Origin of the sequence: Lentibacillus sp. JNUCC-1, from assembly GCF_009741735.1 — a bacterium.
Taxonomy (GTDB): Bacteria; Bacillota; Bacilli; order Bacillales; family Amphibacillaceae; genus Lentibacillus_B.
On record NZ_WHOH01000003.1, the window covers coordinates 891,888 to 914,626 of the forward strand.

Below are 22,739 nucleotides of genomic sequence, written 5' to 3' on the forward strand. Positions count from 1 at the left end.
CATATGAAATGTTCAAATTGCGATTCTAAAAGTACAAAAGTGCTTGACTCTCGCCCGATTGAAGAAGGGAGAGCGATCCGAAGACGACGCGAGTGTGAAAATTGCGGATTCCGCTTTACAACATTCGAACGGATTGAAGAAGTCCCGCTTATTGTTGTGAAAAAGGACGGTAATCGACAGGAATTCAGCAGACAAAAGATTACAGGGGGGCTAATTAAGGCATGTGAAAAACGGCCTGTTCCAATTGAAACGATTGAAAATATAGCCCTTCAATGTGAGAAAGAATTGCGCAGCTCAGGAAATTCTGAAGTACACAGTGATGACATAGGAAAGCTGGTTATGACCCACTTATCAGATGTTGATGAGGTGGCATACGTCCGGTTTGCCTCTGTTTACCGTCAGTTCAAGGACCTAAGTGTTTTCCTGGATGAGTTGACGGACTTGATTAAAACAGACAAGCATGAGAACTGAAAACAATCGGATGCATAATCGTCATGGGAGGAACAAAGATGAATGCTATTGGTAAATTATTGCCTGTTGACGGTTACGCTGTAAAATTAAATGCTACGATGCCGGTTAACTATACGATGGCGTTAAGTCATTTATACCAGCCACTGATCGGCATAGAGGCAACAGCATTATATTTCACACTGGCAGAAGACAGGCACATCCAAAGAAATAACACACCCCAAACACATCATACGCTGATGAGTTATTTAAATCTGCCTCTGGACCGGATATACCGGGCCAGATTAAAACTGGAAGCGATCGGGCTTTTAAAGACATATAAAGCGAAGTCGGAACAGATGGTGTACCTGTATGAGCTTCAGCCGCCTTTCTCCCCATCAAATTTTTTTAATGATGCGATGCTGGCCCAATTGTTATACCATCATATTGGTGAAGAGCGATTCAAACGTTTGAAACACCAATTTATCACTCAGCCGTCATTTAATGTGGAAAGAGACATAACGGCATCATTCCAGGATGTTTTTCAGACGTTCGTACCGGATGGTAAAGCAATCGTCAATGAAGGAGATGCAGAAGCTTCAGCAGCTTCACCACCTTTGGAGAATGTGGATTTCTCTTGGATGAGACGAATGTTGAAGCAACGCATGATACCGGTTAACCAGGTTTTGACGCCTCAAAATAAAACACTCATCGCTCAAATGATGTCCGTGTACGGCCTTACCCAGCTTGATTTGGAAAAGGCTTTGTTATGGGCGCTTACAGAAGATAATCATATTGACGCATCCGAATTCCAAACCGCGTGCCATGATTTATTTAAAGCAACCTATCCAAACCAGCCGGTCCAGCTCGCCGAAAAAGAATTAAGCGCAACTGAGGAAAGAGAAGTAACAGAACCACCCGCCACAAAAGAGGAACAACTTGTCCAAAGACTGGAAACCATGTCCCCGAAAGAATTGCTTGAAGACTTCTCGAGCGGGGGCAGGCATCCGAACAAGATATGAAAATCATAGCAGAAGTTATGACGTCACAGAATTTGCCGGCACCTGTGATGAACGTGTTGATCCACTATGTATTGCTGCAAACCGATATGAGGTTGACTAAGAATTATCTTGCTAAAATTGCGAGTCACTGGTCACGCGCAAAACTTAAGAATGCTCAAGAGGCCATGAAATTTGCCAAAGATCAGTTGAATAAACGAACGGCATACCAAAACAAGCAGAAAAACAACCGGAAGTCTTACAATAAAGAAGTGGTTCCAGACTGGTTTAGAGAACGACAACAGCAGAATCCTTCACAGCCATCTGCCAAAGACTCCGATAAATTGGATGATGCTAAGGAAAGAGAGAAGCTGGCAGCCATGCTGAAAGAGTTCTCTGAAGGAAGCTAGAACCACACATATTCAATTGATAACATAAGGGGTGATATCGATGAAGAAAATCCAGTCCGCCTTACACAAATGGATGAAGGATAACGAAAGTTTTAAAGAAAATTATACAAATATGAAACAAAACGTACTGAATGACCCAGAAATCAAGCAGTTTCTCGATGGTCACCCTGAATTAAGTGATGCCGTTATTGAAAAAAATCTAATCAAACTGTACGAATTCAGCACGCAATCCAAACAATGTGACAGGTGCTCATCGTTTGGATCTTGTATTAACATCATAAAGGGGTATTCGCCGGTATTGCACGTGGATCAGGGCGATATTCATTTATCCTATGAAAAATGTCATTCAATGCTTGCACATGAACGAACAGCCAAACAGCAACAACTGATCCAGAGTCTTTATGTGCCAAAAGAAATTCTGTCTGCATCAGTAGACGATTTGGATCCTGATGCAACGAGAAGTGAGGCTATCACAGCAGCATTAACATTTTTAAACAAAGCGAAAACAGAGTTGCCATCCAAGGGGATTTTTTTCTCGGGTCCATTCGGGGTGGGAAAAACGTATTTTCTTGGGGCGGTAGCTAATAAGCTAAAAGATATTGGCATCTCCTCCATGCTCATTTACATGCCAGAGTTCGTCCGGGAGATGAAGACCTCTATCAAAGACGATTCAATTAATGAGAAGATTGAACACTTTAAGAAAGCGGATGTGTTGATGCTTGACGATATCGGTGCGGAAACCCAATCTGCTTGGTTCAGAGATGAAATTCTTGGCAGTATTTTACAATACCGGATGATGGAGCGGCTTCCCGTATTCTTTACATCCAATTATACCTTGAAGCAATTACAAGAACAGCTTGCTTTTTCTAACCGAGGCGGTGTGGAAGAGGTTAAAGCAGGGCGTGTGATCGAACGCATCCGGCAAGTTAGTCGAGAAGTGGAGATTTATGGTCCAAATCGACGCGAAGAATAGACCTGGATGCTGAAACCTTTGATCTGAGCAATACCGGAGAAACTACCATAGCTAGTTTCTTAACTGAATACATGTTTCACTCATCACGACCATATAATGTATCAGTTCGTTATTTGGTGAGGGTGATGGAGTTGTTTGAAGTTTATTTCAAATCGGATCAGGAGGTCATCAGTTTTTGTGAATTTTTATTCCGGCATAATAAAAAGATAGCACTTCACTGGCAGACTGAGGAGGATTGGGGTCATCGCATTTCATTTAATGACAATATGCCAACTGTAGAACGATTGGATACGATATCTAAGTCAATGGTTGACGTGTTTATCGAACACCGGTTATCCAGAATGATTAACGATATTATCCATTACAACTTTTACTACACGCGCACCGTTGAAATGGAACGCATTCTTGCATTGACACACTGGATCTTCTTTGGGGAGGATGAAGACAGTCAGCGTGTCAAAAATTATAAGGATCCGGCTCAGGTAATCAAGACAATCTTCCTGACGAATATTAAGGAGTCAACGACGGTTCATTTCGATTCAATCGTTAATTTTCGTTTTCAAGTCTTTAAAGACCAGCTCATCCATTATGTCGGACTGGCCATTGATGAATTTAAACGGGAAGAGGAGCATCAGGCATTTGTTCATACTTTAAGAGAATATGTGAAGCAAAAAGCGACCACATACCCGGTGCTTCATGTTGTACAAGGCAAGGATTTTATGTTTTATAAGCCAAGCGGGAAGAAGTTTTCCGCTATGGAGCTGCGCATGATTATGCATAAAGAGCCCTTATATATTGTAGGACTTGATAAAAATGAATATAATCTTGCCCCTTTAATTACACTGGCGCCTGAGAAAGTCAGAATTTACGGAGATGACCCTTCCGAAGCAAAAACGCTAACAGTCATTAATGTGTTTCAGGAACGTGCGCATTTTGAACCGCTGGAAAACTTTCCTTTTGCACTTGAGCTGGAAAATTAATGGACATGACTTGCTTTTCAGCACAATGGCCGCTATAATGTTCATAAATCAAGATACTGTATTGTTATGACAAGGCCATGATCAATGACCAAGATGCTGAAAAGAGAAGGAAGTCCCCGGCTGAAAACTTCCCCTGCACAGTGATTGATTACCACCTTAGAACACCGTCATGAAAAGTGACGGCGGTTCACCTCCGTTAACAGGTGTCAGAGCCGTTCATGCATATGAACGGAAATGAGGGTGGAACCGCGATCTCAAAGCTCGTCCCTTTGCCAAGGCAGAGGGATGGGCTTTTTTATTTTTATCAAAAAAGAGGAGTTGTTGGGTATGACAGACATTCAAATAACATTTCCAGATGGCAATTCAAAAGCTTTTCCATCCGGAACAACAGGTGAAGACATTGCCGCATCAATTTCACCAGGCCTGAAAAAACAAGCACTAGCCATTAAACTTGACGGCGTTCCAGTAGATCTGCGCCGTCCGCTATCAGAAGGCGGAAAGATTGAAATCTTGACATACCGTGATCAGGAAGGCATCGAAATTATGCGCCATTCAACCGCCCACCTGATGGCCCAGGCGATTAGAAGGCTGTATAAAGACGTCAGTTTCGGTGTAGGTCCAGTCATCGAAGAAGGTTTCTATTACGACTTTGACATGGATTACCATGTGACACCAGAGGATTTGCCAAAGATTGAAAAAGAAATGAAGCGCATCGTCGATGAAAATCTGGAAATCGAGCGGATGGAAGTCACACGGGATGAAGCAAAAGCGTTATTTAAAGAAATAGGGGATGACCTCAAGCCGGAATTGATCGACGACATTCCTGAAGGTGAACAGGTTACCATATATAAGCAAGGTGAATTTATGGATTTGTGCCGAGGTGTCCATGTGCCCTCGACCAGTAAAATCAAAGCATTTAAATTGCTGAGTATCTCAGGGGCTTATTGGCGGGGCGACAGCAATAATAAGCAGCTTCAGCGTATATATGGCACTGCATTTGAAAAACAAGGCCAGCTTGACGAGCATTTGCGCATCCTTGAAGAACGCAAAGAACGGGATCACCGTAAGCTTGGAAAAGAACTGGATATCTTTACTGTTTCACAAAAAGTCGGACAAGGCCTGCCGCTTTGGCTGCCTAAAGGTGCGACTGTTCGCCGCATGATTGAGCGGTACATTGTTGACCTTGAAGAGCGTCTTGGCTATGACCATGTCTATACCCCTGTGTTGGGCAGCGTGGATTTGTATAAGACAAGTGGTCACTTAGAGCACTACCAGGATGATATGTTCCCAATCATGGAAATGGATAACGAAGACCTTGTCTTGCGTCCCATGAATTGCCCGCACCATATGATGGTCTATAAAAATCAGCTCTACAGCTATCGAAATCTCCCTGTTCGAATTGCTGAACTGGGTACCATGCATCGTCATGAGATGTCAGGAGCATTGGCAGGCCTGCAGCGAGTTCGGGCGATGACACTGAACGATGCCCACATTTTCGCACGCCCTGATCAGCTGAAAGAAGAATTTATCCGAGTGGTTAAGCTCGTTCAACATGTGTACAAAGATTTCGGGATTGACGATTACTATTTCCGTCTTTCTTACCGGGATCCGGAAGATAAAGAGAAATATATCGATAACGATGAGATGTGGGAAAAAGCACAAGCCATGCTCAAGGAAACAATGGATGATATGGATCTTGAATATGTTGAAGCAGACGGGGAAGCAGCTTTTTACGGGCCAAAACTGGATGTTCAAGTTAAAACAGCCCTTGGAAAAGACGAGACACTTTCCACAGTTCAGCTCGATTTCCATCTGCCAGAACGGTTTGATTTGACATATATTGGCGAAGACGGCAAACACCATCGTCCGGTCGTCATTCACCGCGGGGTTGTATCAACAATGGAGCGATTCGTCGCCTTCTTGATTGAAGAATACAAAGGCGCATTCCCAACATGGCTCGCCCCTGTTCAGACAAAAATTATCCCTGTATCACTTGATGCACATCTTAACTATGCAGAGGAAATGGCAGACAAGCTCCGTTATGAAGGCATTCGTGTGGAAGTGGATGAACGCGATGAAAAAATTGGCTACAAAATCCGCAGTGCTCAAACAGAGAAGATCCCATTCACCCTTGTTGTCGGCGATGCTGAAATCAAAGACGGAAGTGTCAATGTCAGACGATACGGTGAAAAAGATTCCGAATCCATGTCTTTTGATGCATTTAAGAGCATGATTGATGCTGTGATTATGAACAAAGAATTTACAAAACGGTAAGGTTCATTGAGCTACTTTCGCAAATGAGCCCTTGACAGTTTAAATTAAACATGGTATTCTATACAGGTTGAAACAAATATTGATCTCGAGACAAGTAGAAGCACCCGCTTCTCACCTGTTCAACGCATGCGTGCAGTTGGCTGGTTCAATTCTTTCTTCATGATTAACAAATGGGGAAGTGTGGGTGCATTTATGTACCGACACTTTTTTATTTGCATATGTCACTTGTCAGGATCAGTAACCCAAAATTCTACGGAGGTGGCTGGCTATTAGCAAAGATATGAATGTCAATGAGAAGATTCGTGCACGAGAAGTGAGACTCATTGATTCAAACGGTGATCAGCTCGGAGTGAAATCTCGCCAGGAGGCATTGGAGATTGCCGGTAAACGGGAACTTGACCTTGTTTTGGTTGCACCGAACGCAAAACCGCCCGTATGTCGTATCATGAACTACGGAAAGTATCGTTACGAGCAGCAGAAGAAGGAAAAAGAAGCCCGCAAGAAACAAAAAGTCATCCAGGTTAAAGAAGTGCGCTTCACACCTGGCATTGGCGATCATGACTTTAATACGAAATTAAAAAATGCCCGCAAGTTCCTTGAAAAAGGGGACAAAGTTAAAGCGGCTGTCCGGTTCCGCGGGCGTATGATTACCCATAAGGAACTCGGCAGAGAAGTGCTTGATCGTCTTGCTGATGAAGTAAAAGACATTGCAACAATCGAATCAAGGCCTAAGATGGAAGGCCGCAACATGTTTATGATGCTCGCACCGATAAGCGAAAAGTAATTGAAGCTCACAATAGGAGGAAATGGTTATGCCTAAAATGAAAAGCCATAAAGGCTCACAGAAGCGTTTTAGAAAAACAGGGACTGGCAAACTGAAGCGTGCCCATGCTTATACAAGCCATATGTTTGCCAACAAATCACAGAAGCAAAAGCGTAAACTACGCAAAAACACGACAGTTTCGGAAGCAGATTACGGTCGTATCAAAACTATGCTTCCATACAAATAAACACTACTGAAATTGAAATGGTTTCTATCTAGGAGGGTATAAAATGGCACGTGTTAAAGGTGGTACCGTTACACGCAGACGTCGTAAACGCGTACTTAAGTTAGCCAAAGGATATTATGGTTCGAAAAGAACGTTATTTAAAACAGCAAAACAACAGGTTATGAAATCAGGTCAGTATGCATACCGTGACCGCAGACAGAAAAAACGTGAATTCCGCAAGTTGTGGATTGCACGGATCAACGCTGCTGCACGCATGAATGACTTGTCTTACAACAAGTTGATGCACGGTTTGAAACTTGCTAACATTGATATCAACCGTAAAATGCTGTCGGACTTGGCTGTAAACGACGAGCAAGCATTTGCAGAGCTCGCCCAAAAAGCCAAAGCTGCACTTAACTAATCACAAGAGCCGGATCACACAACCAACGTGATCCGGCTTTATTTGTGTTAATGATTAAGGTAGATGAATGAGAGAGTATACATAAACATAATGTTGGTAGATGTTAATATCTGCCTCCGACTATCGCTCGGGGAAAACACTGCGCTTTCCATGGGCGCTGCTGAGCCTCCTCGGTCTGACGACCTCCGGGGTCTCATCTAGGAGCCCTGGACAGAAGTAAATTGCGAAACTTCACTAATATACGTATTAAAATTATTGTGCGGTGTTTATCATGATTTGGACATAGAAAAAAGCACTCCTTTGATGATACAATGTTTTTTGGGAAAAACATACCAACGAAGAGTGCTTTATACCGTTCATTATACCTTGTTTTGCCCAAAAAAACCATCGTTTTTAGGTACTCTTTGTTGGGATTAAAAAATGAGGAGAGATTTTATGGCACATCGCAGCCCGAATTGTCCAAATCAGATTGTTCTTTTTGAGGAATTATTACAGGAGAGAGTTGAACACAAGCCACACGCTGCCCGTTTCTTTATGTACTTAGCAAATGTACTGGATCTAAGGTACTATGCATCTCTATCTATGGGAGCTCCACGCTATTCCCGCCGGGAATTGACAGCAGTTATACTTTACGCCATGTATCATGGTCATTATGCGGCGCAGAAAATCCAACAATTTGCTGAAGACAGCATTGGCGCACAATGGATCTTATCCGGCATGCGAATGCCCAGCTATAAAACGGTGGAACGCACAATTGATGCCTTATTCGAAGAAGTTGATCATCTCTTCATTCAGATCATCGGAATTTGTGATGGGTTATTCCTGGTTGGTTGGAAACGTATGTATATTGATGGTACAAAGATTCAAGCTAATGCCTCTAAACACAAGGCGATGAGTTATGAACGTCTAACAAAGAAAATTGATAATCAATCAATTAATATTGAGTCGTTATTTGAAACGATGAAGCCATACATCAGCAGCTTGGAACAGGTACCGGATGATAAGTTAAACGCTTGTATCCATGATCAGGCCCAATTAGTTAACCACATTTTACGACAACAACACGAAAGAGAACTTCGGAAAAAAGAACAGCAAGTGTTCAACCTTGACCTTGATGAGGCTGAGAAAACGCAGGGCTTGAATTTGGAAGAAACGTTAAAAGCGTCTTCTATGCTTCTGAATAACGTTCCATCTGAAACATTTAACCAGGTGGTAAATGTGTTAAACGATATTGCGATCACAAGTGATCGACTCAACACGATGGAGCAGGCAAAAACAGCTCTGGAGCAAAGATGGAAAGAAGAGAAGGGGAACAAAAAAATCCCACCGGAAAAGCAAATCAATTTTACGGACGCAGACTCTAACATTATGATGACAAAACATCATGGAGTGCAGCAGTGTTACAACAATTTTGCCTGGGTGGATGATAAGACCCATATTATACTTGGTACACACACGGGCAACAGCGCTTCTGATCAACTTGAATTACAGCCAACACTACTTGATGCGCAAAACATGTGCGGCTCATTGGAAGGGATGCAGGCTGGTGCCGATGCCGGATTTTTTTCCGCCGAGAATATTCGTTTCATGAAGGATAAAGGCATCGACTTTTATGTATCCTATCCAGAGCTAAAGAGTCCGTTTGGAAAAGATAAATTTGATTATGACCCGGCATCTGATACATACACATGTCCAGAAGGAAGTACATTGGGGAGAAAAAAAATAAAAAAGTCCGGAAAAATTGGGGAGTACAGTAATTTAGAAGCTTGCCAAAAATGTCCTCTCAGTGCGCAATGTACGAAAGCAACAGACGGTATTCGCAGAATAGAGAGGCATTTGGAAGATGATAGTCTTCGTGAAGATGCGAAGGCAAAGGCCAATAGTGAGAAAGGCAAGGAAATTTTAAGACAAAGAAAAAGCGTACCAGAACCAGTGTGGGGAAATATCCAAACACAAGATGGCTGGAAACAGATGCATATGCGGGGGAAGAAAAATGCCTCCCGTGAGTTCAAATTACACTGTGTGATGCACAACATTCGAAAAATAGTCAAGCTCTACTTGAATAGTTTGTCATATCAGCAGGTGGTCCAAGAGAAAGAAAACAGCCTACGGTATCCCGCCTGATGGAAGAAGCCCGAGAGGAGGTGCTGAACGTTTAGTCGCAATAGCAGAAAGTTTAAAATCGTGATGTTTATTTGTCATACCTATTTTTTTCTTGATTTATTTTATGTCAATAAAAAAGTTAAATAACGCCATCTTTAGCTTTTTAAAAAATACTTTTGTCTAGGGCTCCTAGGCTTTTGCTCCCATAGGAGTCTCCGTGTTTTCCCCGAGCTTGGTGAAAAGTATTTACCTTCTTTTTAATTTTTGGGAGCAGAACGGCCCAAACGCTGATTAACATCAAGTGATTGGAGCGGAGGGAAGTCGACTCCTACCATGAAAATTAAATCTCTTAAGAATCGCAAAAAGACAATATTTAAGTAGACGCAGCTCATGTTTTTTTAAAAAACTAAGATGAGAGCGTCGCTGTATTGGTGCATTTAGGTTAGTAAGATAATGTGTTCTTGATCTCCTTCCTAAGACATACGGCATCCGTTATTTATTAAGGCTGGCGCAACAACCAGAATAGGGTTAATCTACCATGAGTGCTTCCCAAAGGGAGCAACAATAAGTGATGCGCCGTGGTCGAAGGAGTCAGACTGCGGGTAGGGCTCTAAGGCACCAAGGAGTATCGACCTTCCTCATCCAGCCGTAGCACTAGTATCGCCACCCTACATCTATTTTCATCCCCTTGTGGTGTATAGCGCTTTTCGCGATACATGGTTGACTGCGGGAACAGCACGAACAGGAACAGCACGAGTACGAAGCTCGGGAGCGCAAATCACGCTTCTGTTAGATCAGGCTCATTTTTTAGCATTTTTAAAGAAGGAAGAAATGAAAAGGGAAGAGGTGGAATAGTGATGTTGTTGGGGTATGTGGGGGTGGTGTCTTTGGTGTTGTTTTGTATGATGGGAATGGATAAATATAAAGCGCGACATGGGCAATACCGAATAGCGGAGAAGACGTTGTGGATTGTGGCTTTGGCTGGTGGTGCTCTTGGTGGGTGGATTGGAATGTATATGTTTCGTCACAAAACAAAACACCTTGCATTTCAGATTGGTTTCCCGTTCATCTCCGTTCTTCAGGTGATTCTCCTCCTATATATGCTAAATCAATATGGTTTGTCATAAAGGCTCGTCTTATGTCATATAGATTAATGTATGGGAATGCCCGAAAGGAGGCTGAGTATGGAACTGGCTGGTCAGTACTTGATGGCATTTGTGGAAACGGGCGGTTTGTTTGCCCCGGTCTTGTTTATCGGTTTTCATCTCGTGCGTCCATTGTTTTTCCTCCCGGTTGTGTTCATATGTATTTCAGGCGGTGTTCTATTTGGTGCTGTGGCCGGTACTGTTTATTCCATTATTGGTATTACGTTATCGAGCTTGTTTTTTTACGGGATCATACGTTGGATGCCGCAAACACTCAATAAATTACTTTCTTTAAAACAGAAACTTCTTGGCAACCATTCCAGCTTTACCATGCCACAAATTACATTACTCCGTCTCGTGCCATTTATCCACTTTCATTTGTTATCGCTGTGCCTGATTGAAACAACAGGTGGCTTCAGGGATTATGCAAAATCGTCCTTTGTCTCAAATATTCCGCTCGCTGTCGTTTACACGACGATTGGCCAGTGGATCTCCCAATTGTCTCCCATGCACATTGTCCCGTTGCTCCTTGTGCTCCTGCCATTATTGTACCTCCTCAGACGTAAAGAAGTCATTATCAAGTGGAACGATTTCTTTAATCCCGCCCAAAATGAAGCAGCATGATCTCCATTGCGGAGACCATGCTGCTTTTGTCATTCTTCAGTTATAAGCAATTGGTTAATCGGATGCTTCCATTCAATTTTTGCGTAAGGATAACGAATGTGGATTTCTTTTTCTAGGAAATACAGGTCATCACGCGTCATTCCCCGTAACTCCATCGGTTCTCGAACTGTTATTTGAATATTAACCACTTCAAAAGCATCTTCTGTCGTGCCAAGATATTTTTCGCCTTCAAAATAGCATCCTTTATAGACAAACTGCATATTCTTGACATTATTTCCTGGTTCATCGATCAGGTAAAAATCATCGGATCGATGCGCCAGATCAAGACGCCGGCGTGGATTGCGGAAATATTGGACAGCTGTATAAAAAAGAATAATCAAAGCGATGAATATGAGCATTTGAAAAAAGATGATGATCATAATCAAACCGTCTCCCTGACTGTGTTTGTTTCTTGTACGTATGAGAGGGGCAGGAGGTTTCACTATTTTACATATTTCTCTCATGATATAATCGTTGTTATGAGAAGGATGTGATTATAGATGAATTGGGACGAGCTTTACGCCATGCAAAAAGAGCTGGATGATTATATTAAAGACAACCATCAACTGGAAGGTCATCATTTGGATAATGAAAAAATCCTTGCCCTTCTGGTGGAATTGGGGGAACTTGCAAATGAAACACGATGCTTCAAATTCTGGAGCAACAAGCCTCCGAGCCCCAAATCTGTCGTACAAGAAGAATATGTGGATGGGATTCACTTTTTAATGTCGATTGGGATTGACCAAGGCTACCGCTATCAACCGACAACCATCCAGTCACCAGCAAATGATCTGACGACGCAATTCAATCATGTATTTTCTATCTGTACCCTGTTTAACCAACAGCCAAAACCAGATCTCTATCAGCAATTATTTGTTGCGTATCTTGAGTTGGGCAAGCTTCTCGAAATCGGTGAAGCGGATATTTATGAAGCATATATGGCCAAAAACAAGACAAACTATTCAAGGCAGGACCAGGGCTACTGATGCGTGATATTTTAAAAGCTTTCGGAAAAAGGGTATACTGATTTATGAAATAATTAAAGGAGGCATTCATTACATATGGCAAAATTGGACGAAACATTGACCATGTTGAAAGATTTAACAGATGCAAAAGGCATTCCAGGCAATGAAAAAGAAGCTCGTGATGTCATGGAGCGCTATATTGCTCCGTATGCAGACGAGGTGACGACAGACAATCTGGGGAGCCTGATTGCCAAGAAAGTCGGCAAAGAAGACGGCCCTAAAGTGATGGTGGCCGGCCACTTGGACGAAGTTGGTTTCATGGTCACACGAATTGACGACAATGGCTTTGTGTATTTCCAAACCGTTGGCGGCTGGTGGAGTCAAGTGATGCTTTCACAGCGCGTAACGATCATGACCTCAAAAGGTGATGTAACAGGGGTGGTTGGGTCTAAACCACCGCATATTCTGTCAGCCGAAGCACGTAAAAAGCCGGTTGATATTAAAGATATGTTTATCGACATCGGTGCTTCAAGCAGAAAAGAAGCTGAAGAATTCGGCGTGCGCCCAGGCGATTCAGCAGTACCATACTTTGAATTCATTCAGATGAACAATGACAAAATGCTACTCGCCAAAGCTTGGGATAATCGCATCGGTTGTGCCATTGCAATTGAAGTGTTGAAACAACTAAAAGGTACAGACCATCCAAACGTTGTATACGGTGTTGGCGCTGTTCAAGAAGAGGTTGGCCTTCGTGGCGCTAAGACAGCTGCCCATGCGATCAATCCGGATATTGGCTTTGCGGTCGACGTAGGGATTGCAGGAGATACGCCAGGCATTAAGGATCATGAGGCAGACAGCAAGCTCGGTGAAGGTCCGCAAATCATTATTTACGATGCGTCTATGATCTCCCACAAAGGTGTAAGAGATCTCGTTGTTGATACAGCTGAGGAAAACAACATTCCTTATCAATATTCTGCTATTGCTGGCGGCGGTACTGATGCAGGCTCCATTCACCTGACAGCTAACGGCGTGCCATCGCTCGCCATTACAATCGCTACACGCTATATCCATTCACATGCAGCCATCCTGCATCGTGATGACTTTGAAAATGCTGTGAAGCTAATTGTAGCGACCATTAAAAAGATGGATAAAGATACGGTGAATGAGATTATTTTGTCTTAAAATATGAAAAAGGTGCCGCGTGTAGGAGCGGCACCGTTTTTATAATGTATTTTAACCATAATAGGCTTTTGATACTTTTTGTACGTAAGCTTGCGTTTCTTTAAAAGGGGGAATGCCGTTATACTTATCCACGTTCCCTGGTCCAGCGTTATAGGCGGCTAAAGCAAGTTCAATGTCCCCGTTATATTTGTCCAGCATTTGTCGTAAGTATTTTGTTCCACCCGCAATGTTCTGCCGCGGGTCGTATGGATCGGTTACCCCAAGTCCAGTTGCCGTTCCGGGCATCAGTTGCATATAGCCTTGTGCGCCGGCATGACTTCGAGCATATTGATTAAAGTTCGATTCAATTTGGATCACGGAGCGAATGAGTGATGGGTCAACTTGGTACGTATGGGCTTGTTCGGTGATGATGGTGTCGAGATCTTTTGATGTAGCAGGTATTTGGTTTGTGAAATTGAGCTTAGGTCTATTCTGAATCGACGTGACTGGTTGAGCTTGACCCGAATCCATATCTCCCATCGCCTTTTGCAATAGTTGGTTAAATGCCATATCCATCATCGGAGACTGCTTACTAAACGCATTTCCGCTCGTTAAAATAGACATCGCCTGAGCTTGCATCATCATCTGTAAAGATCGAATATCCATAGCACTATCCCCCATCACATTCCTTGTCCTTTTATTTTACTATATAAATCCAATAACACAATACCAATTTCAAACCGGTTATAGGCTCTAAAGGCCAAAGGTGTCCAAGTACTATGTAAAATAGAGTGATTGGAGCGGAGGGAAGTCGACTCCTACCATGAAAATAAAAATACTATAAAACTTAAAAATGGCAACACTAAAGTAGACGCAGCTCATTCATTTTTAAAAAAGTAGGAGAGCGCCAATGTCTAATGGCTATAGAATCAGTAAGATGTTAAGATACTTCTTGTTCCTTAATATCAACTGTATATCCTAAACTTTCTAGGCGGCGCAGTGAATGGTTAACAATAGATTGTTTTCTTTGCTTGTCGAAGTGATCTTCGCCTAAATCTACATACATCTCTTTACGAGTTAGTAGATAGTAGGCTATTCGTAAAATGGCATGAGCAACTACAATTGCTGCTCGTTTTCTACCCTTACGGGCAGCCGTACGACGATAGAGTGCTCCGAGATAGGTCTTGGAACCCCGAAGTGAATGAGCTGCTTCAATTAATGCAGATTTCAAATATTTATTTCCATTCCTAGTTCTAGATGATTTACGTTTCCCAGCACTTTCATTATTACCGGGAACTAACCCCGCCCATGAACACATTTGAGGTGCAGTAGGAAATTGTTTTTTAATATTTGTTCCAAGCTCTGCAAGTATTTGTTCAGCCATTCTTGTTGCTATTCCTGGGATTGAATCCAGTCGCTCAATATCTTCCTGATATTCACTCATTCTTTGAGCTATCTCTTCATCAAGCATATCTATTGTTTTAGTAAGGTAATCATAGTGGTCTATAATAGTCTTTATCATGAACCGCTGATGATCTTGTATATAACCTTGTAGAGCAAGTTTTAGTTGTTCTTTTTTCTGTTTCATTACGCCTCTTGCATAATTGGCTAAAACATCAAGGTCTTCAACGCCATTAGCTATAGACCGAAGCATATCTAGAGAAGAGACGCCTGTAATGTTAGAAACAACAGAACCTAGTTTGATGTTAGCGCCTTCTAGGACTTTCTGAATTCGATTGAGTTGTCTCGCACGTTCTTCGATGATGCTTCTACGATACCGAACAAGTTCACGTAGTTCCCTTTGTTTCCGATCTGGAATGAAGCTAGCCTTTAGTAAACCATGACGAAGAAGCTTAGCAATCCATTCAGCATCTTTGACATCTGTTTTTCTTCCTGGAACAGCTTTAATATGTTGCGCATTCACTACTAGGAATTCAATATCTTCTGCTTCTAACAAATTAACAATTGGTTTCCAGTAGACACTCGTGCTTTCCATCGCAACATGTGTGCATTTGTGTTCCTTGATCCAATCCACTAATCCGATCAGATAAACAGTTTTGGTTGAAAATGTTTCAATCTCCTTTCCTTTTGGTGTGATAATGCATGCAGTAATGTTGTCTTTGTGGACATCCAAACCGCATGCTCTTTCAATGAGTATATCCATTGAAAAGCATCCTTTCTACGGCATCAAATATTTTAAGGCTGGCGCAACAACCAGAATAGGGTTAATCTACCATGAGTGCTTCCCGAAAGGGAGCAACAATAAGTGATGCGCCGTGGTCGAAGGAGTCAGACTGCGGGTAGGGCTCTAAGGCACCAAGGAGTATCGACCTTCCTCATCCAGCCGTAGCACTAGTATCGCCACCCTACATCTATTTTCATCCCCTTGTGGTGTATAGCGTTTTTTGCGATACATGGTTGACTGCGGGAACAGCACGAGTCCGAACACCCCGCAGCGGTGGGCTTTCCGCGAGGAGGCTGAGGCCGTGCCCGCGGAAAGCGACTTCCCGCAGCGGAAATCACGATACTCTTATGTCGAATGTGGGGTTTTTGATATAATACCTGAAAAACTTTTGTTTAACCTTTCTGCTGTACCCCTTGTTCGAGGGCTTCGATCATTTCTTGACGTTCTGTCCCGTCGGATTGATTCCAAATGATTTCAAACAACACACCAAGCCCCGGGAGCATTTTTTCCTCGCCGCTCTGAATGGCGTCGACGATTGTTGCTTCAAGCTGTTCCTGGTCATTGGAAGCGATATTTGTTAAGATAGCTTTACGCAAGTTCAAATCCACAGTCATCACCTCTTTATAATGGTCTACATTTATCTTGACCAGAAAAGCGCTGATTATGTGGTTATGGGAAAAATAAATTACAGGACTGAGAAACATGATTACATCAAAAAAGAATGAACAAGTAAAACAATGGAAAAAACTGCAGACGAAAAAAGGACGCGGGCAAACGGGTCTTTTTTGGATAGAAGGGTTTCATCTAGTCGAAGAGGCTGTAGCGAGTGACTGGGAGGTCCATCACATTATTGTTGGGGAAAACGTTCAATTGTCATCCATATATGCAGATTATCCTAATACGGCAGTAGCGGAACATGTATTTGATTATCTTGCAGAGACCAGACAGCCACAGCGGATTGCAGCGGTTGTTAAGATGAAGCAACATGAGGCCGTTGCAGGTAAAAACATTTTACTCATTGATGCAGTACAGGACCCTGGTAATTTGGGGACGATGATTCGCACTGCTGATGCGGCAGGTTTTGACGGTGTTGTAGCAGGCGCCAATTCGGTTGACATGTTTAATGATAAAGTCATTCGGGCAACCCAGGGTTCATTGTTTCACATCCCTGTGGTTCAGCAGGACCTGTTGACTGCTATAGGACAACTGAAAAAAAACGATTTTAAAGTATGGGCTGCCGCGCTTGAGGGAGCTGAAACATATACGATGGTTCAGCCATCCGAAAAGACTGCTCTCCTAGTCGGAAATGAAGGAGCGGGTATTTCTCAGACTCTGCTTGAAAAAGCAGATACGGTCGTGTCGATCCCGATTCGTGGACAAGCTGAATCATTGAACGTGAGTATTGCTGCTGCCATTTTGATGTACTATATAAAGGGATAGCTTGCAACTTAAGCTTATATTCATTATAATAAAAGAAATTTAAAGACCTTGCATTGAAGGAGCCGGACGGTTTCCATCATTCAGACCAAAGGGAGGGCATATCATGACTGAGAATATGCCTGCTGAAGGATGCTGTCATTTCACTCTGGAGCAGCGGCTTGGACCACGTCACCACGTGTAAAGGCTCGCCGGATATTAACATATCCGTTATCAATCAAAAGAGGACACAATATCTGTGTCAACTAGGGTGGTACCGCGAACAACAGCCTCGTCCCTCGCTATGGGAGCGTGGGCTTTTTTTGTGTCTAAAATCTGAAACATTTATATCCATGTTTTTAGGTGTTATATCCAGGTTTTATAGGTCCTTATCCAGGTTTTTATCGGTTTATCCAGGTCTTATAAGCATTTATCCAGAAAAAAACCGTTATATCCAGATTTTATGCGTAATTATCCAGAAAATCAGTTAAGGCAACCTATTTAGAACTTTTCAGGAGGTTAAAACAAGTGAAGGAACAATTAATGGCAATTCAGGAGGAAGCTCTTGAGGCGATCAAGAGTGTAGAAGATCAGAAGACGCTGCAAGAAGTTAAAGTTGGTTTTCTTGGCAAAAAAGGATCATTAACAGCTGTCTTGCGCGGTATGGGGAAGCTATCCCCAGAGGAAAGGCCGGTAGTTGGTGAACTTGCCAACCAGGTAAGGGCTGCAATCACGGAAGCTTTGGAAGAAAAAAGCGCACAACTTGAACAGGAAGCCCTGAATCAGAAACTGGAGGCAGAAACGATTGACGTCACATTGCCGGGAAGACCGGTTGAAATGGGCGGCAAACATTTGTTAACAAGAATTATAGAAGATATTGAAGACCTGTTTATCGGGATGGGCTTTGAAGTTCGGGAAGGACCAGAAGTGGAGACTGACTACTTCAATTTTGAAGCGCTGAACTTGCCTAAGAATCATCCAGCGCGAGATATGCAGGACACATTTTATATTACGAATGAGCTTTTGCTCAGAACACATACATCACCAGTTCAGGCCAGAACAATGCGGGAGTATAAAGGAGAAAAACCCGTTAAAATGATCTGTCCCGGAAAAGTATACCGCCGTGACACAGATGACGCGACACACTCGCACCAATTTACACAAATTGAAGGACTTTATGTCGATCGCAATGTCCGGATGAGTGACCTGAAAGGCGTTCTGGATACATTTGCCAAAAGTATGTTTGGCGAGGATCGACAAATCCGGTTGCGACCCAGTTTTTTCCCATTCACTGAACCATCTGTTGAAATGGATATTTCATGTAAAATGTGTGGGGGCGAAGGATGCTCGGTTTGCAAACAGTCAGGATGGATCGAAATCCTCGGTGCCGGGATGGTGCATCCAAAAGTTCTCGAAATGGCTGGATATGATCCCGCAATTTACAGTGGATTTGCTTTTGGGATGGGACCAGACCGCATCGCCATGCTGAAATACGGCATTAGTGACATACGCCATTTTTACACGAACGACAAACGATTTTTAACACAGTATCATCAAGCGTAATGGAGGGAAATAGGGATGCAGGTATCATTAAATTGGCTAAAAAAATATGTGGATTTAAGCGGGCAAACCCCTGAGGAACTCGCTGAAAAAATAACCAAAACAGGCGTCGAAGTCGATGGCATTGCTTATGTAGCAGAAAAAAGCAGTAATGTGGTTGTTGGCTATGTTGAGACATGTGAACAACACCCCAACGCAGACAAACTGAATCTGTGTCAGGTGGATACTGGCGAAGAAAAACTGCAAATTATTTGCGGTGCGCCAAATGTTGCGCAAGGGCAAAAGGTGGCAGTAGCTAAACCAGGAGCTGTCCTTCCAGGAAACATGAAAATTAAAAAAGTTAAACTGCGTGGCGTCGAATCCAATGGGATGATTTGTTCATTGCAGGAGCTGGGGATTGAGGATACATATATTCCAAAGGATATAGCAGATGGCATTTTCGTTTTTCCTGAAGATGTCGAGATCGGTGCCCCTGTTGAACCTTTGCTTAATCTGGATGATGCCATTTTGGAATTTGATTTAACACCGAACCGGGCAGATTGTCTGAGTATGGTAGGGGTAGCGTATGAGGTGTCGGCAATCTTGGAACGGCCGCTGGAGCTGCCTGACGAAACGGTTGATGCTGTTCCTGAGAAGGCCGAAGACGTTGTTAAAGTGCGTGTTGAAGATCCTGATTTAAATCCATATTATGCAGCTTTTGTTATTAAAGACGCGGTAGTTAAGCCTTCTCCGCTTTGGATGAGAAATGCATTGATGGCTGCAGGGATTCGCCCAATCAATAACGTCGTGGATATTACGAATTATGTTCTTATGGAATATGGTCAGCCGCTTCATGCTTTTGACCTTGATCGGCTCCAATCCAGTGAAATTGTTGTAAGACGGGCAAAAGATGCGGAAACGATTAAAACACTTGATGATGAGACAAGAACATTATCATCAGAAAATCTTGTGATTACGAATGGGCAAGAGCCTGTTGCTTTGGCAGGTGTTATGGGCGGTGCCGACACAGAGGTTTATGATGGCACGACCAACATATTGCTCGAAGCAGCTTATTTTGACCCTCGAACAGTACGTCAAACTGTTAAACAAACCGGATTACGCAGTGAGTCAAGCACACGTTTTGAAAAAGGAATTGATCCTGAGCGGGTTTACCGGGCTGGATTGAGGGCTTGTCGTCTATTAGAAAAGTATGCCGATGCAAAAGTTCTCACAGGTGCTTCAGTGTACGACGACATGGATAGCACACCTGTGAAAATTCCTGTCAACATGGATTCGGTGAATGATCGTCTTGGAACGGAGATTCATCCAGATGAAGCTGCCCGTATCTTTGACCGTCTTCAGTTTCAGTATGAACGCCAAGGAGGGGATTTTCTTGTAACCGTACCCTCCAGACGTGGTGATTTGACCATTTTCGAAGATATGCTTGAAGAAATTGCAAGAATACACGGCTACGACAATTTGCCGTTCACACTGCCAGCCAGTGTGTCTCAGCCAGGTGGTCTGACAAACCGTCAGCTGCTCAAACGTCAGATCAAGCAATATTTAGAAGGTGCAGGGCTGTCAGAAACGATTACGTATGCCTTGACAAATAAAGATTATGTGAACAGATTGCTCAGTCCAGATGTGAGTGGCAAAGGATATCAACCTGTTCGGTTAGCCATGCCAATGACAACAGATCATGAGTATTTAAGATTAAGCATTCTGCCTGAACTGCTTCATTCTCTGTCCTATAATATTGCACGGAAACAAACCGATATGGCCTATTACGAATTTGGACGGATATTTTTATCGGAAGAAACATCATTGACTGCACAGCCTAGAGAAGAAGAACGGCTTTCAGGAGCTGTTACAGGACTTTGGCTCAATCACCCATGGCAGCAAGCAAAAGTGCCGGTCGACTTCTATGTAGTGAAGGGTATTATCGAAGGACTGTTTAACTTCTTGAACATGCCTGTAGCATTTCAACAAACGAAGCTTCGGGACATGCATCCTGGGAGATGTGCTGAGATCCTTGTTGACAATGATGTCGTCGGCTTTATCGGGCAAGTACATCCCAAGCTTGAAAAAGACCTTGACTTGAATGAAACGTATGTGTTCGACCTTAATATAGAGACGGTCATTGAACGCTTTACCCATTCGTTAAATTATGACCCGATTCCAAAGTACCCCTCAATCGCACGAGATGTTGCGTTTGTTCTGGATACGGCTATTGAAGCAGAGGCTGTCAGACAAACGATTGTTGAAGAAGGCAAACCGCTTGTTAAACAGGTGGAAGTGTTTGATGTTTACGCAGGTGAACATTTACCAGATGACAAGAAGTCCATTGCCTATCACATGGTTTACCAACATCCCGACAAAACACTGACAGACGATGAAATAGAAGCATCCTTCCAGCATATCATCAATGTGGTCAACAATACGCACAATGCATATGTCCGTGCTTAAATCAGTGTGTTTTAATGTGCAGCTGTCCCATCTATAGGGGCAGCTGTTTTAACATGAGAGAGATTTTGCGAGTTGTTTCCCAAAACAGGGCACTTCATGTTAATATAAAGTGAGTTATTTGTGCCGCTGAATAAGCTGAGCACAAGCCGTGAGGTATTTCCACGAAGGAGGAATTCGTGTGACCGAGAAGGATCATGAACGTGTAACAGTTGATATTTATAATCGAACATATACGATAAAAGGGCCTGAATCCAAACAGCATGTTCAGCTGGTTGCTAGTCTTGTCGATCAGAAGATGCGGGATATTCAACAGGGCAATCCTGGTCTTGATACAACAAGACTTGCTGTGTTGACTGCGGTTAATGCAATGAACGATTATATGAAATTGAAAGAGGAGTACGCCACATTGATGGGGAAACTGAGACAGAAAGAGGATTAGTGACCATGATTGATGTCTTGTTGTTTATATTACTTGTGTTTGGTTTTTTAATGGGGTTAAAACGAGGTCTGATCTTACAGGCGCTTCATTTAACAGGGTTTATCATAGCGTTTGCCGTGGCAGTTATTTATTACGATGATCTGGCAGAAAAATTGATCGTATTTATACCTTATCCGGATTTGCCGGAAGACGCCACCTGGGCTGTATTCCTGCAAACACTGCCATTGGAAAGCGCTTTTTATAACGCCATCGCTTTTGCCATTATCTTTTTTGCTGTTAAAATTCTTATTCAAATTATTGCTTCGATGCTTGACTTTGTGGCGTCCCTCCCAATATTGAATTCAGTCAATAGTTTGTTGGGAGCACTTCTGGGATTTATGGAGGTCTATTTAATTTTATTTGTTGTGCTCTACATACTAGCGCTTGTCCCTATGGGCAATGTGCAGGCATGGATCAGTGATTCATCCATCGCCATGTTTATTATCGAGCATACACCTATTCTTTCAGAGAAAATACGGACCATGTGGCTTGAAAACGGTAGCGCGTGAAGAAGCGGCAGAATTCCACAAATGGCAGGCTGATCTCGATCAGCCTGTTGCTTTTATAAATGATTTCTAAAGATCATTGCTACCTATAAATGCACAGTATAAGTAAACTGCGAACTAACTAGTTAGATCTATTTTGGGATTTTATGACTGCCACTGGCAACCGCTCGGGGAAAACACTCCGCGTCCAGCGGGCGCTGCTGAGCCTCCTCGCGCTACCGCACTCCGGGGTCTCAACTAGGCTTGCCCCCGCCGGAGTCTCCGTGTTTCCCCCGAGCTAGGTTAGAGGGTGTAAATGTCCCAGATGAATATGTGTGCAGGGCCGTCCAAGCCACTGACTAACATAGAGTGATTGGAGCGGAGGGAAGTCGACTCCTACCATGAAAATTAAATCTCTTAAGAATCGCAAAAAGACAATATTTAAGTAGACGCAGCTCATGTTTTTTAAAAAAACTAAGATGAGAGCGTCGCTGTATTGGTGCATTTAGGTTAGTAAGATAATGTGTTCTTGATCTCCTTCCTAAGACATACGGCATCCGTTATTTATTAAGGCTGGCGCAACAACCAGAATAGGGTTAATCTACCATGAGTGCTTCCCGAATGGGAGCAACAATAAGTGA

At 42.9% G+C, this 22,739-nt stretch carries 23 protein-coding genes and 1 other annotated feature; of the genes, 19 read left to right on the plus strand and 4 right to left on the minus strand.

The window, feature by feature from the left end:
* Window positions 1-3: 3 nt before the first annotated feature.
* From nrdR to JNUCC1_RS14970, 12 genes are all read left to right on the plus strand, one after another.
* On the plus strand, window positions 4-471 hold the full coding sequence (gene nrdR, locus JNUCC1_RS14920) for a transcriptional regulator NrdR (protein WP_156646184.1): 468 nt from the start codon (window positions 4-6) through the stop codon (window positions 469-471).
* 38 nt (window positions 472-509) lie between these two features.
* A complete protein-coding gene (locus tag JNUCC1_RS14925) occupies window positions 510-1,469 on the plus strand; it encodes a replication initiation and membrane attachment family protein (RefSeq protein ID WP_231784243.1) in 960 nt (319 codons plus the stop codon).
* Window positions 1,466-1,855 carry a DnaD domain protein gene (locus JNUCC1_RS18820; RefSeq protein ID WP_231784244.1) on the plus strand — a complete coding sequence of 130 codons (390 nt, stop codon included), beginning with the start codon at window positions 1,466-1,468 and terminating at the stop codon, window positions 1,853-1,855. The genes JNUCC1_RS14925 and JNUCC1_RS18820 overlap by 4 nt, the downstream gene beginning before the upstream one ends.
* Before the next feature lie 40 nt (window positions 1,856-1,895).
* Window positions 1,896-2,828: a primosomal protein DnaI gene (gene dnaI / locus JNUCC1_RS14930; protein WP_156646185.1), complete on the plus strand. Its 933-nt coding sequence runs from the start codon at window positions 1,896-1,898 to the stop codon at window positions 2,826-2,828.
* 131 nt (window positions 2,829-2,959) lie between these two features.
* Window positions 2,960-3,808 carry a sporulation protein YtxC gene (gene ytxC / locus JNUCC1_RS14935; protein WP_156646186.1) on the plus strand — a complete coding sequence of 283 codons (849 nt, stop codon included), beginning with the start codon at window positions 2,960-2,962 and terminating at the stop codon, window positions 3,806-3,808.
* Window positions 3,809-4,135: 327 nt separating this feature from the next.
* Complete coding sequence (gene thrS / locus JNUCC1_RS14940; RefSeq protein WP_156646187.1) at window positions 4,136-6,082, plus strand: threonine--tRNA ligase; 1,947 nt, start codon at window positions 4,136-4,138, stop codon at window positions 6,080-6,082.
* An 86-nt stretch (window positions 6,083-6,168) separates the two neighbouring features.
* Window positions 6,169-6,298 (plus strand) — a sequence feature (ribosomal protein L20 leader region).
* Between the two features lie 64 nt (window positions 6,299-6,362).
* Window positions 6,363-6,866 (plus strand): translation initiation factor IF-3, encoded by a 504-nt coding sequence (gene infC / locus JNUCC1_RS14945; protein ID WP_156646188.1) that lies wholly within the window; start codon window positions 6,363-6,365, stop codon window positions 6,864-6,866.
* Between the two features lie 28 nt (window positions 6,867-6,894).
* Entirely contained in the window at window positions 6,895-7,092 is a 198-nt protein-coding gene (gene rpmI / locus JNUCC1_RS14950) for a 50S ribosomal protein L35 (RefSeq protein ID WP_156646189.1), read from the plus strand.
* A gap of 43 nt (window positions 7,093-7,135) precedes the next feature.
* Window positions 7,136-7,492, plus strand: coding sequence for a 50S ribosomal protein L20 (gene rplT / locus JNUCC1_RS14955; protein WP_156646190.1), 357 nt, complete (start codon window positions 7,136-7,138; stop codon window positions 7,490-7,492).
* Window positions 7,493-7,927: 435 nt separating this feature from the next.
* On the plus strand, window positions 7,928-9,616 hold the full coding sequence (locus JNUCC1_RS14960) for an IS1182 family transposase (RefSeq protein ID WP_197431613.1): 1,689 nt from the start codon (window positions 7,928-7,930) through the stop codon (window positions 9,614-9,616).
* 836 nt (window positions 9,617-10,452) lie between these two features.
* A complete protein-coding gene (locus JNUCC1_RS14965; RefSeq protein WP_156646191.1) occupies window positions 10,453-10,722 on the plus strand; it encodes a DUF1294 domain-containing protein in 270 nt (89 codons plus the stop codon).
* A gap of 57 nt (window positions 10,723-10,779) precedes the next feature.
* Window positions 10,780-11,364: a TVP38/TMEM64 family protein gene (locus JNUCC1_RS14970; protein WP_156646192.1), complete on the plus strand. Its 585-nt coding sequence runs from the start codon at window positions 10,780-10,782 to the stop codon at window positions 11,362-11,364.
* A 29-nt stretch (window positions 11,365-11,393) separates the two neighbouring features.
* Here the strand turns inward: JNUCC1_RS14970 and JNUCC1_RS14975 are convergent, their stop codons facing one another.
* A complete protein-coding gene (locus tag JNUCC1_RS14975) occupies window positions 11,394-11,783 on the minus strand; it encodes a sigma-w pathway protein ysdB (protein ID WP_156646193.1) in 390 nt (129 codons plus the stop codon).
* Between the two features lie 120 nt (window positions 11,784-11,903).
* On the opposite strand from JNUCC1_RS14975, the gene JNUCC1_RS14980 reads away from it, so the two are divergent.
* The gene (locus JNUCC1_RS14980) at window positions 11,904-12,389 is read left to right on the plus strand and encodes a dUTP diphosphatase (protein ID WP_156646194.1); all 486 of its coding nucleotides are present in this window, start codon (window positions 11,904-11,906) and stop codon (window positions 12,387-12,389) included.
* A gap of 75 nt (window positions 12,390-12,464) precedes the next feature.
* Complete coding sequence (locus JNUCC1_RS14985; protein ID WP_156646195.1) at window positions 12,465-13,550, plus strand: M42 family metallopeptidase; 1,086 nt, start codon at window positions 12,465-12,467, stop codon at window positions 13,548-13,550.
* A gap of 51 nt (window positions 13,551-13,601) precedes the next feature.
* On the opposite strand, the gene JNUCC1_RS14990 is transcribed toward JNUCC1_RS14985, so the two are convergent.
* The 3 genes from JNUCC1_RS14990 to sspI all read right to left on the minus strand — a co-directional run bounded on the left by JNUCC1_RS14990 (window position 13,602) and on the right by sspI (window position 16,322).
* Complete coding sequence (locus JNUCC1_RS14990) at window positions 13,602-14,195, minus strand: lytic transglycosylase domain-containing protein (RefSeq protein WP_156646196.1); 594 nt, start codon at window positions 14,193-14,195, stop codon at window positions 13,602-13,604.
* A 274-nt stretch (window positions 14,196-14,469) separates the two neighbouring features.
* Window positions 14,470-15,693 (minus strand): IS110 family transposase, encoded by a 1,224-nt coding sequence (locus tag JNUCC1_RS14995; RefSeq protein WP_156646162.1) that lies wholly within the window; start codon window positions 15,691-15,693, stop codon window positions 14,470-14,472.
* Between the two features lie 413 nt (window positions 15,694-16,106).
* Window positions 16,107-16,322: a small acid-soluble spore protein SspI gene (gene sspI, locus JNUCC1_RS15000; protein ID WP_331713811.1), complete on the minus strand. Its 216-nt coding sequence runs from the start codon at window positions 16,320-16,322 to the stop codon at window positions 16,107-16,109.
* A gap of 94 nt (window positions 16,323-16,416) precedes the next feature.
* Between sspI and JNUCC1_RS15005 the strand changes: the two genes are divergently transcribed.
* From JNUCC1_RS15005 to JNUCC1_RS15025, 5 genes are all read left to right on the plus strand, one after another.
* Window positions 16,417-17,154 carry a TrmH family RNA methyltransferase gene (locus JNUCC1_RS15005; RefSeq protein ID WP_156646198.1) on the plus strand — a complete coding sequence of 246 codons (738 nt, stop codon included), beginning with the start codon at window positions 16,417-16,419 and terminating at the stop codon, window positions 17,152-17,154.
* 504 nt (window positions 17,155-17,658) lie between these two features.
* Window positions 17,659-18,693, plus strand: coding sequence for a phenylalanine--tRNA ligase subunit alpha (pheS, locus tag JNUCC1_RS15010; protein WP_331713812.1), 1,035 nt, complete (start codon window positions 17,659-17,661; stop codon window positions 18,691-18,693).
* A gap of 15 nt (window positions 18,694-18,708) precedes the next feature.
* The gene (pheT, locus tag JNUCC1_RS15015) at window positions 18,709-21,135 is read left to right on the plus strand and encodes a phenylalanine--tRNA ligase subunit beta (RefSeq protein ID WP_156646199.1); all 2,427 of its coding nucleotides are present in this window, start codon (window positions 18,709-18,711) and stop codon (window positions 21,133-21,135) included.
* A gap of 178 nt (window positions 21,136-21,313) precedes the next feature.
* Window positions 21,314-21,574: a cell division protein ZapA gene (zapA, locus tag JNUCC1_RS15020; RefSeq protein WP_331713813.1), complete on the plus strand. Its 261-nt coding sequence runs from the start codon at window positions 21,314-21,316 to the stop codon at window positions 21,572-21,574.
* 5 nt (window positions 21,575-21,579) lie between these two features.
* Entirely contained in the window at window positions 21,580-22,122 is a 543-nt protein-coding gene (locus tag JNUCC1_RS15025) for a CvpA family protein (protein WP_156646200.1), read from the plus strand.
* The last annotated feature ends 617 nt before the right edge of the window (window positions 22,123-22,739 follow it).

Excerpts from the sequence above, each read along its gene's own strand:
- nrdR (WP_156646184.1), top strand. The coding sequence starts at position 4 with ATGAAATGTTCAAATTGCGATTCTAAAAGTACAAAAGTGCTTGACTCT.
- JNUCC1_RS14925 (WP_231784243.1), top strand. The coding sequence starts at position 510 with ATGAATGCTATTGGTAAATTATTGCCTGTTGACGGTTACGCTGTAAAA.
- JNUCC1_RS18820 (WP_231784244.1), top strand. The coding sequence starts at position 1,466 with ATGAAAATCATAGCAGAAGTTATGACGTCACAGAATTTGCCGGCACCT.
- dnaI (WP_156646185.1), top strand. The coding sequence starts at position 1,896 with ATGAAGAAAATCCAGTCCGCCTTACACAAATGGATGAAGGATAACGAA.
- thrS (WP_156646187.1), top strand. The coding sequence starts at position 4,136 with ATGACAGACATTCAAATAACATTTCCAGATGGCAATTCAAAAGCTTTT.
- infC (WP_156646188.1), top strand. The coding sequence starts at position 6,363 with ATGAATGTCAATGAGAAGATTCGTGCACGAGAAGTGAGACTCATTGAT.
- rpmI (WP_156646189.1), top strand. The coding sequence starts at position 6,895 with ATGCCTAAAATGAAAAGCCATAAAGGCTCACAGAAGCGTTTTAGAAAA.
- rplT (WP_156646190.1), top strand. The coding sequence starts at position 7,136 with ATGGCACGTGTTAAAGGTGGTACCGTTACACGCAGACGTCGTAAACGC.
- JNUCC1_RS14960 (WP_197431613.1), top strand. The coding sequence starts at position 7,928 with ATGGCACATCGCAGCCCGAATTGTCCAAATCAGATTGTTCTTTTTGAG.
- JNUCC1_RS14965 (WP_156646191.1), top strand. The coding sequence starts at position 10,453 with ATGTTGTTGGGGTATGTGGGGGTGGTGTCTTTGGTGTTGTTTTGTATG.
- JNUCC1_RS14970 (WP_156646192.1), top strand. The coding sequence starts at position 10,780 with ATGGAACTGGCTGGTCAGTACTTGATGGCATTTGTGGAAACGGGCGGT.
- JNUCC1_RS14975 (WP_156646193.1), bottom strand. The coding sequence starts at position 11,783 with ATGATCATCATCTTTTTTCAAATGCTCATATTCATCGCTTTGATTATT.
- JNUCC1_RS14980 (WP_156646194.1), top strand. The coding sequence starts at position 11,904 with ATGAATTGGGACGAGCTTTACGCCATGCAAAAAGAGCTGGATGATTAT.
- JNUCC1_RS14985 (WP_156646195.1), top strand. The coding sequence starts at position 12,465 with ATGGCAAAATTGGACGAAACATTGACCATGTTGAAAGATTTAACAGAT.
- JNUCC1_RS14990 (WP_156646196.1), bottom strand. The coding sequence starts at position 14,195 with ATGGATATTCGATCTTTACAGATGATGATGCAAGCTCAGGCGATGTCT.
- JNUCC1_RS14995 (WP_156646162.1), bottom strand. The coding sequence starts at position 15,693 with ATGGATATACTCATTGAAAGAGCATGCGGTTTGGATGTCCACAAAGAC.
- JNUCC1_RS15005 (WP_156646198.1), top strand. The coding sequence starts at position 16,417 with ATGATTACATCAAAAAAGAATGAACAAGTAAAACAATGGAAAAAACTG.
- pheT (WP_156646199.1), top strand. The coding sequence starts at position 18,709 with ATGCAGGTATCATTAAATTGGCTAAAAAAATATGTGGATTTAAGCGGG.
- JNUCC1_RS15025 (WP_156646200.1), top strand. The coding sequence starts at position 21,580 with ATGATTGATGTCTTGTTGTTTATATTACTTGTGTTTGGTTTTTTAATG.